Genomic DNA, 12509 nt, shown 5'->3' with positions numbered 1-12509 from the left:
GTGGCGGTCGGGTGGGGGGGGCCTTGGGCTATCCGGGGGGCCCCGGGGGGGGGGGGGGGGGGGGCCGGGGGGGGGGGGGGGGGGTGGGGGGGGGGGGGGGGGGGGCCCCCCCCCCCCCGTACGCCGTCGTCTCGCGACGAGTGTCCGTTGTGGACAATGAAGCCCGGAAGTGGCTCGGGCTACGAGGATTCCTCGTGTGCGTGCCGATGTGCCCCGGCGCGCACGTGCGCGCGCATGCCCTGCATGCCGAACAGGATGAGGAGCTCGACCACGCCGCCGTCGGCGCTGCCCAGCCAGTGCGGCAGCGACGTGTCGAACTCGGCGGCCTCGCCTGGCGGCAACGTCATGTCGCGCTCGCCGAGCACGAGCCGCAGATGTCCATTGAGGACATACAGCCATTCGAAGCCGTCGTGCGTCTGCGGGGTCGGTTCGAGCGGCTCCGACCGCGCGGGAATGATCATCTTGAACGCCTGGATCCCGCCCGGCCGCCGGGAAAGCGGGATGAAGGTCATCCCGAACCGGTGGATCGGCTTGAGGTGGATCCGGGGGTCGCCGGTGCGCGGGGCGCCGACCAGGTCGTCCAGCGGAACGCCGTAGGTACTGGCCAGCGGCAGCAGCAACTCCAGCGTCGCCCGGCGCTGCCCGCTCTCCAGCCGCGACAGGGTGCTTTCCGAGACGCCCGTCGTCGCCGCCAGATCGGCGAGAGTGATGCCGCGGTCACGTCGCAGCGCGCGCAACCGCGGCCCGACCGCGTCGAGCACGTCTTCCGTTCGGTGGTCCACGCGGCCACCTTGCCATAACCGCAAGATTCCGTGCCAGATCGGGACGCGCCTGGCGAGACTGAGCGCGTACCGACCGAAGGAGTCTTGATGAGCACCACCGATGCGGTCACGTTCTGGGACGGCGTGTACCGGGCCCGGAAACCGGCCATCGACCCGCGGCCGAACGCCCGGCTCACCGAGCTGGTCACCGGCCTGGCGCCCGGCGACGCGCTGGACCTCGGCTGTGGCAACGGCGGGGACGCGCTGTGGCTCGCCCGCCAGGGGTGGCGCGTCACCGCCGCCGACATCTCGTCAGTGGCGGTCGACCGGCTCGCCGCCCTTGCCCGGTCAACAGGGCTGGGCAACCGCGTCAGCGTTGCACGGCACGACCTGCACGAATCCTTTCCGCAGGGCCGTTTCGACCTGATCTGCGCCCACTACCTGCACACCCCCGCGGAACTCGACAGGGCGACCGTGCTGCGCTCGGCCGCGCAGGCACTGCGCCCGGGTGGGCGGCTGCTGGTCGTCGACCACGGTTCGGCCGCGCCGTGGTCGTGGAACCAGGACCCCGGCACCCGCTACCCGAGCCCGCGCGAGGTCGCCGCGGGCATCGCGCTGGACGCCGGGATCTGGCGGATCGAACGGGCCGACGCGCCCCGCCGGATCGCGACCGGACCGGGCGGGCGCACCGCCGAGGTCATCGACCACGTCCTGCTCATCCGCCGCACCCCTGACAAGGAAGGAACAACACCGTGCCCAGTACTACGCGCCGGCGCCGCGACTCCCCGCCGCCCCGGACCGGAAGCAGTGAGATCGAGGTCCTGCGCGGATTCCTCGACTACCTCCGTACCTCGATCGCCGCGAAGGTCGACGGCGCCCCCGAACCCGACGTGCGGACGGCGGCGGTGCCCTCGGGCACGAACCTGCTCGGCCTGCTCAACCACCTGACCTTCGTCGAGCGTTCGCTGTTCCTCGGGGACAACGTCACCGATTGGCAGGCGACATTCCACGCCGCACCGGAGGACAGCGTGGCGGACGTCGTCGCCCGCTACCGCGAGGTGATCGAGCACGCGAACGACATGCTCGACGGGTGCGCCGATCTGGGCGCACCTGTCCCGCGGCCGGGCCGCTCCGCGCCCAGCGTGCGCTGGGCGCTCACGCACATGATCGAGGAGACCGGCCGCCATGCCGGCCATGCCGACATCCTCCGCGAACTGATCGACGGCTCCACCGGGCGCTGACGCCCCTTTTCCCAGGACAGGAACACATGATCACCGCACCACGGCCGCTGTCGCGCCGTTTCCCCCGCTTCGCGCGCACGGTCGCGACGGCCGCACTCACCCTCGTGCTCACGATCGGCACCGCCGCATGCTCCACGCCGAGCACCGGCGAGGTCGCGCCCTACGCGGCCGCCACACAGAGCGATCCCCAGTTCGGGAACACCTTCCGGCACGAGTTCGCCGACGTCGACGGCGTCCGGATGCACTACGTGACCGGCGGCAAAGGCACACCGGTGGTGCTGATCCACGGCTGGCCGCAGACCTGGTACGGCTGGTGGCCGATCATGCCGGAGCTCGCCAAAAACCACACCGTCTACGCCGTCGACCTTCCCGGGCTGGGGGACAGCACCGGCAAACCGCCGGGCTACGACAAGGCCACACTGGCGCGGTATGTGCACAAGCTGATCGCCGATCGGCTCGGGGTGCGTGACGCCCGCGTCGTCGGGCACGATTTCGGTGCTGCCGTGGCCTTTCAGTACGCGAGTCAGTTCCCGACCGACACCGCCCGCCTCGGCTACTTCGACCTGCCGCTGCCGGGACCGGCGATCGACGCGACCATGTACCGCTCGCTCAGCTGGCACATCGCCTTCCACTCCCAGCGCCGGGTTCCCGAGGCGGTGGTCCATGACGACGTCCGTGAGTACCTGGCGCTGTTCTATCCCCAGGTTTCCTTCGGGGGCACGGCGTTCGGCGGCACCTCGGATCGGTCCCCGTTCACCGACGCCGAGATCACCGAGTACGCGCGGACCTACAGCAGGCCCGAGGTCCTTTCCGGCGGCTTCGAGCTCTACCGTGCCCTCGACAAGGACGTCCGCGACACCGTGGCGGCGGCACCGGTCCGCGTCCCGACCCTGCTCATGACCGCACAGGGGCAGCTCGACGCGATCCGGGGCACGGTGGCCCCGCGCCTGACCAACATCGTGCAGGCCGCGGACGTGCCGAAGGCGGGCCACTGGCTCGTCGAGGAGAACCCGCGGTTCGTCACCGCGGAGCTGGCGCGGTTCCTCGACGGCTGATCAGCGCAGGTAGTTGTAGATCGTCGCGCGGGCGAGGCCGAGGAGTTCGGTCAGCGCCGGGACCGAGTGCTTGACCTGCAGGAAGCCCTGTTCCTGCAGGGTCCGCACCAGTTCCTTCTTCGCGGCGGGAACGAGACCGCGCGGGGTCTGGCCGTGGGCCGCGGCGTACTCCTCGACCAGGGAACGGAGTTCGTCGACGGTCCTGGCGCGCAGCGTTTCGGTCAGCGGCTGCTCCTGCTCATCGGTCCGGACGAGGGTGGCGAGGCTCTTGGCGGCGCTGGCGAACAGCGAGACGTCGAGGTTGAGGCAGAGAGCGGCGACGTAGGCGCCGTCGCTGTTCTTGACGCCGATCGACGTGCTCTTGGCGGGACGGCCGTCCGGGAAGGTGTTGGGGTAGTTCTGCAGCACCTCCGGATAGTCCGGGTCCTGGATCCGGGCGAGGCCGAGTTCGGTGGCCGGGTCGCCGGGGGCGCGGCCGGAGAGGTTGGACTCGATCACGCGGATGGCGTGGTCCGGGTCGCGCAGGTCGTGCAGGACGACCTCGCACAGCCCGGGGAACATCCGGCCGATCGCCACCGCGATCTTCTCGGTCTCGCGCAGCAGCAGTTCGTCCTCGGCGTCACTCACGGGGTGTCCTCGGCGAACAACGCGGACATCGTGGCCGCCGCCTTGAGACCGGACCCGGTGAGGATGACCACGGTCGTCTCCTCGGGCCGGATGACGCCCTGGGCGCGGAAGACGTCGAGTGCGGCGGCAGCGGTCGCGCTGGTCGGCTCCGCGTAGAGCCCGATGGCGGCGAGCCGGCGTGTCGCGTCGGCGATGGCGGCTTCGTCGATCGCGACGGTGGTCCCGTTCGACCGGCGGATCGCGGTGAGAACCTCGGGCAACCGGACCGGTTCGCGGATGGCCGTGCCCTCGGCGATCGTCGGCGCGAAGGCCGTCGGCACCGGAGTGTCCACAGCGGACTGGAAGCTCGCGTGCAGGGGAGCGCAGTTCGCGGGCTGGGCGACGAGCAGCCGCGGGCGCCGGTCGATCGCACCGGCGGCGAGCAGTTCGGTGAAGCCGAGGTCGCAGCCCAGCACGATACTGCCGGCGCCCGCGACGGTGACGACGTTGTCCGGTGCGGTGAAGCCGAGGTCCTCCCACAGCTCGTAGGCCAGCGTTTTGGTGCCCTGTAAGAAGAACGGGTGCCAGTTGTGGCTGGCGTAGCAGGTCTCGGCGGAACGTCGCAGCGCTTCGGTGGCGGTGTCGTCGCGAGTACCGGGCACGAGTTCGACCGTGGCGCCGTAAGCGCGGCTTTGCAGGATCTTCGCCGGTGACGTCGATTCCGGCGCGAGGATCTTCGCGCGGATACCGGCGGCGGCGCTGTAGGCCGAGATCGACGAGCCGCCGTTGCCCGAGCTGTCCTCCAGCACCTCGGTGACCCCGTGTCCCGCCAGCAGCGAGAGCAGCACGGTGCTGCCCCGGTCCTTGAAACTGCCGGTGGGGTTGAACCACTCGAGCTTGAATCGCGTCGTTTCGCCGCCCCAGGGCAGCTCGACCAGGGGAGTGCAGCCCTCGCCGAGCGACACCGGACGCCGGATGTCCCCGGGGAGCGCGGCCCGGTAGCGCCAAAGCGAGCGCGAGCCGGAATCGACCTCGGCGCGGGTGAGGCCGCGCAGGGGCGGCACGGTCAGGGGTGCGCCGTCGTCACCGCGCCAGCGCAGGGGGTCGAGCGGGTAGATCCGGCCCGATCGTTCGTCGAGGAGGTGCGCCGCGGGGGTCATGACCGCCTTCCGGGGTTGTACAGATGGTCTACATCTGGACAGAATGTCTATCGTGAGGCTCGTTGTCAACTCTCGCGAACGTGACAAGTGAGGCTCTTGATTCGGTAGCAGGGGTCAACATCGGTCAATTGTGAAAATCGGTTCACGTTCCTTTCGGTGAATTTTTCACCGAAAGGGTGTGTGGTACGAGGTGTATCGGCTCGGATGCTCCCCGTGGCAGGCGGGGTTCGTGGATGGGCCTGTGCCGTGGCGCCGGTGTGGGCGTGCGACCACGGTGAATGCTGGGTCGGGGCAAATCCGATGGGGGTAGTCGGCCGGGTTAGGTGAAGGTAAGCGATTGCGGGACGAAATGGTTGATCGCGTCCCTTGTGGGCGGGCGAAGAAAAAGAGAGCCGTCGACGAAACGGTATCGTTTATTCGTGTCGAATCTCATTTCGTGTGGCGTGATCGAATGGCTTTTGTTTCCGATGGCGCCCCGAGGGGCCGTCGCCAAAAGGCGTAGGGTAGGAGACCGAGTCCTTTCGGACTGCGCCGATGGCCGGGAAGGGTTGCCCTGTCTGGGTGGGTGTCGCCCGATCGAGCGGGTACTACTATGCATTACGGTGGGGGCGCAAGTCGGTCCCGTGTCGTGGGCGGATGACGGTGACGTTAAATTCTTGAGTCCTGACCCAGGTGGCCCGACGACTTTTTGAAGCTGCGCGAAGAAAACAGGGCGAGTTGTTGACGTGTCCCGGTCGAGACGCTTAAGTACTCCCCGTTACTGCTTCACTCTTTGGTGCGTTGGGGAGTTCCCATGCGTGTGTCGGAAGGCGATCCCCGGCAGAGCGCCGACACGGTCATCGCCGTGAATCCGCTGAACAGGCCGTCGGCGCGGGCCACCGCGGCCGCCGCGCGGGGCGGTGGGCTCGGCGTGCTCGACCTGACCACGCCCGGCTCCTCGGCCGCCGACGAACTGGCGTTGCTGGCGGAGTGGCCGGTGCCCGGCTTCGGGGTGCGCCTCACTCACCTGGGGGAGGTACCCGAGGCCGCGCACACCGTGCTCCTGACCTCGGATTCGCCTTGTACGGCACGGGACTTCCCCGGGCGCCGGGTGCTGGTCGAAGTGACCACGCGCGCGCAGGCCCGGCGAGCCGTCGCCGACGGTGCCCACGGCCTGATCGCCCGCGGCCACGAATGTGGCGGCCCGGTCGGCGAACTGAGCACGTTCGTCCTGCTCCAGGCGTTGCTCACGGACGAGGCGATCGACCTCCCGGTGTGGGCCTCGGGCGGGATCGGCCCGCACACCGCGGCGGCGGCCGTCGCCGGCGGAGCGGCCGGGGTGGTGCTCGACACGCAGCTGGCCCTGCTCGCCGAGCCGGAGCTGCCGCCGTCTACTACGGTCGCGCTCACCGGGCTCGACGGCTCCGAGACGACGGTCGCCGACGGTGTCCGGGGCCTGACCAGGCGATCGACCGGTGAACGGCTGGAAGCGGGACAGGACGTCTTCCTCGCCACGCGGTTCCGCGACCGCTGGGGTACGGTGACCGCCACCGTCCGCGGGATCCGGGACGCGATCGCCGCGGCGCTGGGCGCGGACGGCCCGGTGCTCGGCCCGGAGTCACCCGGCGCGCGGGCGCTCGGCACGGCGCTGCCGGTGGTGCAGGGGCCGATGACCCGGGTGAGCGACCAGGCCGCGTTCGCCGCCGAGGTCGCGGCCGCGGGAGCGTTGCCGTTCATCGCGCTCGCCCTGTCCGGCCCCGAACAGACCAGGGAGGTGCTCGAACGCACCAGGGACACGGTCGGTGCGGCGCCATGGGGCGTCGGCGTGCTCGGGTTCGCGCCGGACCACGTGAAGGTCGCGCAGCTCCAGGTGATCCGCGAGATCCGGCCCTCGCACGCGATCATCGCGGGCGGGCGCCCGGCGCAGGCCGCGGCCTTGGAGGAGGCGGGGATCTCGACCTTCCTGCACGTCCCCTCGCCCGGGCTGCTCAAGCAGTTCCTCGAAGCGGGGGCGCGGAAGTTCGTCTTCGAAGGGTCCGAATGCGGGGGACACGTCGGCCCGCGCACGAGCTTTCCGTTGTGGGAAGCCCAGCTCGGCGTGCTCGACGACTTCCTCACGACGACACCGGGTGCGGCGGCGGAGCTGCAGGTGCTGTTCGCGGGCGGTATCCACGACGCCCGATCGGGCGCGATGGTCAGCGCGCTGGCGGCGCCGCTCACCGCGCGCGGTGCGGCGATCGGGGTCCTGATGGGCACCGCGTACCTCTTCACCCGCGAGGCCGTCGACGCGGGTGCCGTGCTGCCGCTGTTCCAGCGCCAGCTGCTCACCGCCGCGCACACCGACCTGCTCGAAACCGCGCCGGGCCACGCGACGCGGTGTGTGCGCAGCCCGTTCACCGAGGAGTACGAGCGGATCAAGCGGGACCTGGCCGAGCGCGGCGTGCCGAGCCGCGACGCCTGGGAACGGCTGGAACAGCTCAACGTCGGCAGGCTCCGGCTCGCCAGCAAGGGCATCGAGCGGATCGGGGACGAACTGCGCGAGGTCGGCGAGGACCGCCAGCTCGCCGAGGGCATGTTCATGGCGGGTGAGGTCGCGGTGCTGCGGGCGGCGATCACCACGGTCGCCGACCTGCACGCCGACGTCGGCCCGGGCGCCGACGCGTTCCTCCGCGACCGGGCCGAGAGCCGGGGACTGGCCGCGGACACCGCCGGGCCGGTGCCGGAACCATTGGACGTCGCGATCGTCGGGATGGCCTGCATGTTCCCCGGCGCCCCGGATCTGGCGTCCTTCTGGGCGAACGTCCTTTCCGGACACGACGCGGTCACCGAGGTCCCGGCGCAGCGCTGGGACACCGCCCTCTACTACGGCAAGGACGGCGCCGGGGAGCGGACGCCGTCGCGCTGGGGCGGATTCCTGCCCGAGATCCCGTTCGACCCGCTGGCCTACGGCATTCCGCCGTCGTCGCTGGCGAGCATCGAACCCGTGCAGTTGCTGGCATTGGAGGCCGCGCACCGCGCGCTGGCCGACGCCGGATACGCGGACCGGGCGTTCGACCGTACGCGGACGTCGGTGGTGTTCGGCGCCGAGGCGGGCAGCGACCTGTCCAACGCGATGACGCTGCGCACCGTGCTGCCCTCCTACCTCGGCGAGCTTCCGTCCGCTTTGGACGAACAGCTGCCAAGGCTGACCGAGGACTCGTTCCCCGGTGTGCTGGCGAACGTCATCGCCGGGCGGATCGCGAACCGGCTCGATCTCGGCGGGGCGAACTACACCGTCGACGCGGCGTGCGCGTCCTCGCTCACCGCGGTGGACGTCGCCTGCAAGGAACTCACCGCGGGCACGAGCGATCTCGTGCTGTGCGGGGGTGCGGACCTGCACAACGGCATCAACGACTACCTGCTCTTCGCCTCGGCGCACGCCCTTTCGCCCACCGGGCGCTCGGCGACGTTCGACAGCGCGGCCGACGGCATCGCGCTCGGCGAGGGCGTCGCGTGCATCGCGCTGAAACGGCTCGGGGACGCGGAACGCGACGGCGACCGGGTCTACGCGGTGATCAAGGGTGTCGGCGCGGCGAGTGACGGCCGCGCGCTGGGGCTGACCGCGCCCCGGCCGGAAGGCCAGCACGCGGCGCTCACTCGCGCGTACCGCAACGCCGGGATCTCCCCGTCGCGAGTGGGGTTGGTCGAAGCGCACGGGACCGGGACCGTCGTGGGCGACCGGACCGAGCTGGGCACCCTGACGAAGGTGTTCACCGAAGCGGGCGCGGCGCCGGGCGCGTGCGTGGTCGGTTCGGTGAAGTCCCAGATCGGCCACACGAAGTGCGCGGCCGGGCTGGCGGGGCTGGTCAAGACGGCGCTCGCCGTGCACACCGGGGTCAAGCCGCCGACGCTGCACGTCGAAACGCCGAACCCGGCCTGGGAGGCCGGCCGCAGCCCGTTCGTGTTCCAGTCCTCTGCCCAGCCGTGGGCGGCTCCACCGGCGGAACGGATCGCCGGGGTCAGCGCGTTCGGCTTCGGGGGCACGAACTTCCACGTCGTACTGGCCGCGCACGAGGACATCCCGCCCGCGCGGACCGCCGACGAATGGCCCGCCGAGCTGTTCACCTTCGCGGGCAAGGGATACGAGACCGCGCTGAAGGACCTGCTCGCGCTGGCGGACGTACCCGCCGGGTACCGGCCGTGGCGGTTGCGGGATCTCGCGCGCGCCGCCTCCGGACGCGCGGAGGCCGCGCGGGCGGCCGGTGGCACGACCGAGGTCGCGCTGGTGGCGTCCACTGTGGACGAACTGACCGCTCTGCTGAGCAAGGCGATCACCGGCGAGCGGGCCGAGGGGATCTTCTTCGCCGCCGACGCGGTGGGCGGCGACGTCGCGATGGTGTTCCCCGGGCAGGGCAGCCAGCGGCCGGGCATGTTCGCCGAGTTGTTCGTCGCCTTCCCGGAACTGCACCGCTACCTCCGGCTGGACCCGGAGACGGCCGCGGCGGTGTTCCCGCCCGCCGTGTTCGACGAGGCGGGGCGCCGGGAGCAGGCCGCGCGAGTCACCGATACGCGGGTCGCGCAGCCCGCGCTGGGGATCACCGGTCTCGCGGCGCATCGCCTGCTGACCAGGGCCGGGGTGCGCCCGGCGATGCTGGCCGGGCACAGCTACGGCGAGCTGGTGGCGCTCGCCGCGGCGGGGTCGGTGCGGCCGGACGCGTTGCTGCGGTGCAGCCGGGCGAGGGCCGAGGCGATCCTCGGCGCAACCGGCTCGGGTGACGCGGGGGCGATGGCGGCAGTGGCCGGGCCGGCTGTCGACGTCGGCAAGGTGCTGGCCGACGCGGGACTCGCCGCGGTGGTCGTCGCCAATCACAACGCGCCGAAGCAGACGGTGATCTCCGGCCCGACCGACGACATCGGCCAAGCTGTCGGGCGTCTGCGCGAAGCCGGGCTCGGCGCGAAGCGGCTTCCGGTCGCCTGCGCGTTCCACAGCCCGCTGGTCGCGGCTGCCGGCGAAACGTTCGGGGAGACCCTCGCCGAGGTGGACTTCGCCGCGCCCGAGGTGCCGGTCTACGGCAACCGCGCGGCCGATGTCTATCCTGCCGACGTCGAGGGCATCCGGGCGGAACTGGCCGCCCAGCTGGGCTCGCCGGTGCGGTTCGTCGAGCAGGTGGAGGCGATGTATGCCGCAGGGGCACGGGTGTTCGTCGAAGCCGGGCCGGGCGCGGTACTGTCCAAACTGGTCTCGGCCGTGCTCGAGGACCGTCCACACCGGACGGTCGCACTCGAACGGCCCGGCCGCCGCGGGCTACCGGGGTTTCTGACCGCGCTCGCCGAGCTGGCCGTGTGCGGTGCCGCGGTCGAGACCGGCTGGCTGTTCCGCGGGCGCGACGCCGTCGACGCGGCGGCCACCGCCAGGCCCCGTCGCCCGGGGTGGACGGTGGACGGGCAGCTGCTCCGTACTGCCGACGGGACAGTTCCGGACGCGGCCCTGCACCCTGCCCAACGTATCTCGGAGGGACTCGTGGCCACTCCTCAGCCCGAACAGGGGGCGGAGGCGTTGATCGCCGACTTCCTGCGCACGAGCCGGGAGATGGTCGCGGCCCAGCGTGACGTGATGCTCGGCTACCTCGGCGCCGAACCTTCGGCGGCTCCGGCGTTCGGCCAGGCGGAAACCGCGTTGAGCCCAGTCGTTCCGTCGACGGTCGTGCTCGGCGAACCGGCTCCCACGCCTCCCGCTCCCACGCCTTCGGCGCCCGAGCCGGACCGGCCGGTGCTGGCGGTGGTGGTCGAGGTGATCGGGGAGCGGACGGGCTATCCGGCGGAGATGATCGAGCCGGGCTTGGATCTGGAAGCCGATCTGAGCGTGGATTCGATCAAGCGCGCGGAAATCGCGGGGGAGCTGGCGTCGCGGCTGGGGCTGTCCGGTGCGGATCTGGACGTCGAGGAGTTGTCGAAGGCGCGGACCGCGGCGGGGATCGCCGAACTGATCGGCGGCCGCGCGCCTGCCGCGCCATCGGTTCCGGCTGCCGAGCCGGGCAGGTCCGTGCTGTCGGTGGTGGTCGAGGTGATCGGGGAGCGGACGGGGTATCCGGCGGAGATGATCGAGCCGGGCTTGGATCTCGAAGCCGACTTGAGCGTGGATTCGATCAAGCGCGCCGAGATCGCCGGAGAACTGGCGAGCAGGCTGGGACTGTCCACTGCGGACTTCGACGTCGAAGAGCTGGCCAGGGTACGGACGGCGGCGGGCATCGCGGGCCTGATCGACGGCGAGCAGCCCGCGGAGTCCGCGGAACCCGGGAAGCCCGGCGAACAGCAACCGGTCGTCGTCGCGCCGAAACGCCTGGTGATGACGCCGTTCGAGCTGGCACCCGCCGTCGTGGACGTGGCAGGGTGCCGCTTCCTGGTGCTGGGCGACGGTGAGCTGGCCGACGCGATGGCCGCTCGCCTCACCGGGCTCGGGGCCGATGCGGTCCCGGCCACCGCGGTGCCTGCCGGGGAATCGTTCGATGGGGTGGTGCACACCGATCCGATGCTCCCGGAGGCGTTCGAGCCCTACCGCGCCGTGCTCGCGGCCGGACCGCGCTGGCTGCTCGCCGCCGGGCCCCGGCCGGGCCTGCGCGGATTCTTCCGGTCGGTGTCGCGGGAGTACCCGGACATTGTCGCCAGGGTGGTCGAGCATGCGGCGGGCACGGGCGTCGACGAGGTCGCGGCAGGGCTGGTCGCGGAACTGACCACTGTGGACCGTGAGCCGGTGGTGCTGCGGGACGGCGACACCCGCCGCGGCCTCCGGATGACCGAGGAGCCGCTCGGCCTGCTCGGCAGCACCGGCGCCGGTCCGGCCGGCGACGGCGCGGCGGAGGCCGAGGCGATCGGCCTCGGCCGGGACTCCGTGGTGCTGCTCGTCGGCGGGGCCAAGGGCATCACGGCCCGGTTCGCGACGACGCTGGCCGCGGCGGCCCGGTGCCGGTTCGAACTGCTCGGCCGTACCCCGGTACCGCCTGCCGAAGAGGACCCTGCGTTCGCGAACGCTCGTGACGCCAAGGAAATCCGTACCGCGCTGATCGCGGGTGGACAGCGGGTGCCCGCGGAAATCGAGCGTTCCGTGTCGCGGATTCTCGGTGAGCGCGAGGTGCGGAGCACACTGCGGACGTTGACCGAGCTGGGCGCGTCGGTGCGCTACCAGTCGGTCGACATGCGGGACACCGAGGCCGTGCACCGCGCGATCAAGGAGATCCACGCCGAGCACGGCAGGCTCGACGGCATCGTGTACGCGGCGGGCGTCATCGAGGACAAGCTCATCGCCGAGAAGGCGCCGGAGTCGTTCCAGCGGGTGTTCGGCACGAAGGTCGACGGCGCGCAGGCGTTGCTCGACGCGACCGCCGAACTCCCCGCCCCGCCGCGGTTCGTGGCGTTGTTCGGGAGTATCGCGGCAACCCTGGGCAACCGGGGCCAGTCCGACTACGCCGCCGCGAACGACGCGCTGGAGAGTTTCGGCCGCCGCTGGCCGGTGTCCGGCAGGGCGGTGACCGTCCACTGGGGACCGTGGGCGCCGACCGGCACCCACGACGGCATGGTCACACCGGAACTGATGCGGGACTACGCCCGGCGCGGGATCGAGCTGATCGATCCGGAGGAAGGCACCATGAGCCTCCTGCGCGAGCTGGCGTGGGGCCATGCCGACGCCGCGTCGGTCGTCTACACCGCCTCGGGGTGGTGACGTGCCGGACC

General features: G+C 71.5%; 6 protein-coding genes and 1 pseudogene. 4 read left to right on the top strand and 3 right to left on the bottom strand.

What is annotated here, in order from left to right:
• Positions 1 to 179: 179 nt before the first annotated feature.
• Positions 180 to 782, bottom strand: coding sequence for a helix-turn-helix domain-containing protein (locus ACFW0G_RS04925; RefSeq protein WP_378323429.1), 603 nt, complete (start codon positions 780 to 782; stop codon positions 180 to 182).
• Between the two features lie 87 nt (positions 783 to 869).
• Between ACFW0G_RS04925 and ACFW0G_RS04920 the strand changes: the two are divergent.
• The 3 genes and pseudogenes from ACFW0G_RS04920 to ACFW0G_RS04910 form a co-directional block, all read left to right on the top strand.
• Positions 870 to 1490, top strand: a pseudogene (locus tag ACFW0G_RS04920) (class I SAM-dependent methyltransferase); the annotation flags it as partial.
• A 23-nt stretch (positions 1491 to 1513) separates the two neighbouring features.
• The gene (locus tag ACFW0G_RS04915; RefSeq protein ID WP_378323428.1) at positions 1514 to 2002 is read left to right on the top strand and encodes a DinB family protein; all 489 of its coding nucleotides are present in this window, start codon (positions 1514 to 1516) and stop codon (positions 2000 to 2002) included.
• A gap of 26 nt (positions 2003 to 2028) precedes the next feature.
• Positions 2029 to 3057 carry an alpha/beta fold hydrolase gene (locus tag ACFW0G_RS04910; RefSeq protein ID WP_378323427.1) on the top strand — a complete coding sequence of 343 codons (1029 nt, stop codon included), beginning with the start codon at positions 2029 to 2031 and terminating at the stop codon, positions 3055 to 3057.
• Here the strand turns inward: ACFW0G_RS04910 and ACFW0G_RS04905 are convergent, their stop codons facing one another.
• Entirely contained in the window at positions 3058 to 3684 is a 627-nt protein-coding gene (locus ACFW0G_RS04905) for a transcriptional regulator (protein ID WP_378323425.1), read from the bottom strand.
• Positions 3681 to 4823, bottom strand: coding sequence for a pyridoxal-phosphate dependent enzyme (locus tag ACFW0G_RS04900; RefSeq protein WP_378323424.1), 1143 nt, complete (start codon positions 4821 to 4823; stop codon positions 3681 to 3683). The genes ACFW0G_RS04905 and ACFW0G_RS04900 overlap by 4 nt, the downstream gene beginning before the upstream one ends.
• A 793-nt stretch (positions 4824 to 5616) precedes the next feature.
• Here ACFW0G_RS04900 and ACFW0G_RS04895 point away from each other — a divergent pair.
• Positions 5617 to 12498, top strand: coding sequence for an SDR family NAD(P)-dependent oxidoreductase (locus ACFW0G_RS04895; RefSeq protein ID WP_378323423.1), 6882 nt, complete (start codon positions 5617 to 5619; stop codon positions 12496 to 12498).
• Positions 12499 to 12509: the final 11 nt, after the last annotated feature.

Origin of the sequence: Amycolatopsis sp. NPDC058986 (genome assembly GCF_042741125.1) — a bacterium.
Lineage (GTDB): Bacteria > Actinomycetota > Actinomycetes > Mycobacteriales > Pseudonocardiaceae > Amycolatopsis.
Note: the sequence above shows the minus strand (reverse complement) of the source record. Positions and strands in the feature narration are given on the sequence as shown.

What these genes read in the sequence shown, in the direction of transcription:
- ACFW0G_RS04910 (WP_378323427.1), top strand. Translation starts at nt 2,029, where the DNA reads ATGATCACCGCACCACGGCCGCTGTCGCGCCGTTTCCCCCGCTTCGCG.
- ACFW0G_RS04900 (WP_378323424.1), bottom strand. Translation starts at nt 4,823, where the DNA reads ATGACCCCCGCGGCGCACCTCCTCGACGAACGATCGGGCCGGATCTAC.
- ACFW0G_RS04895 (WP_378323423.1), top strand. Translation starts at nt 5,617, where the DNA reads ATGCGTGTGTCGGAAGGCGATCCCCGGCAGAGCGCCGACACGGTCATC.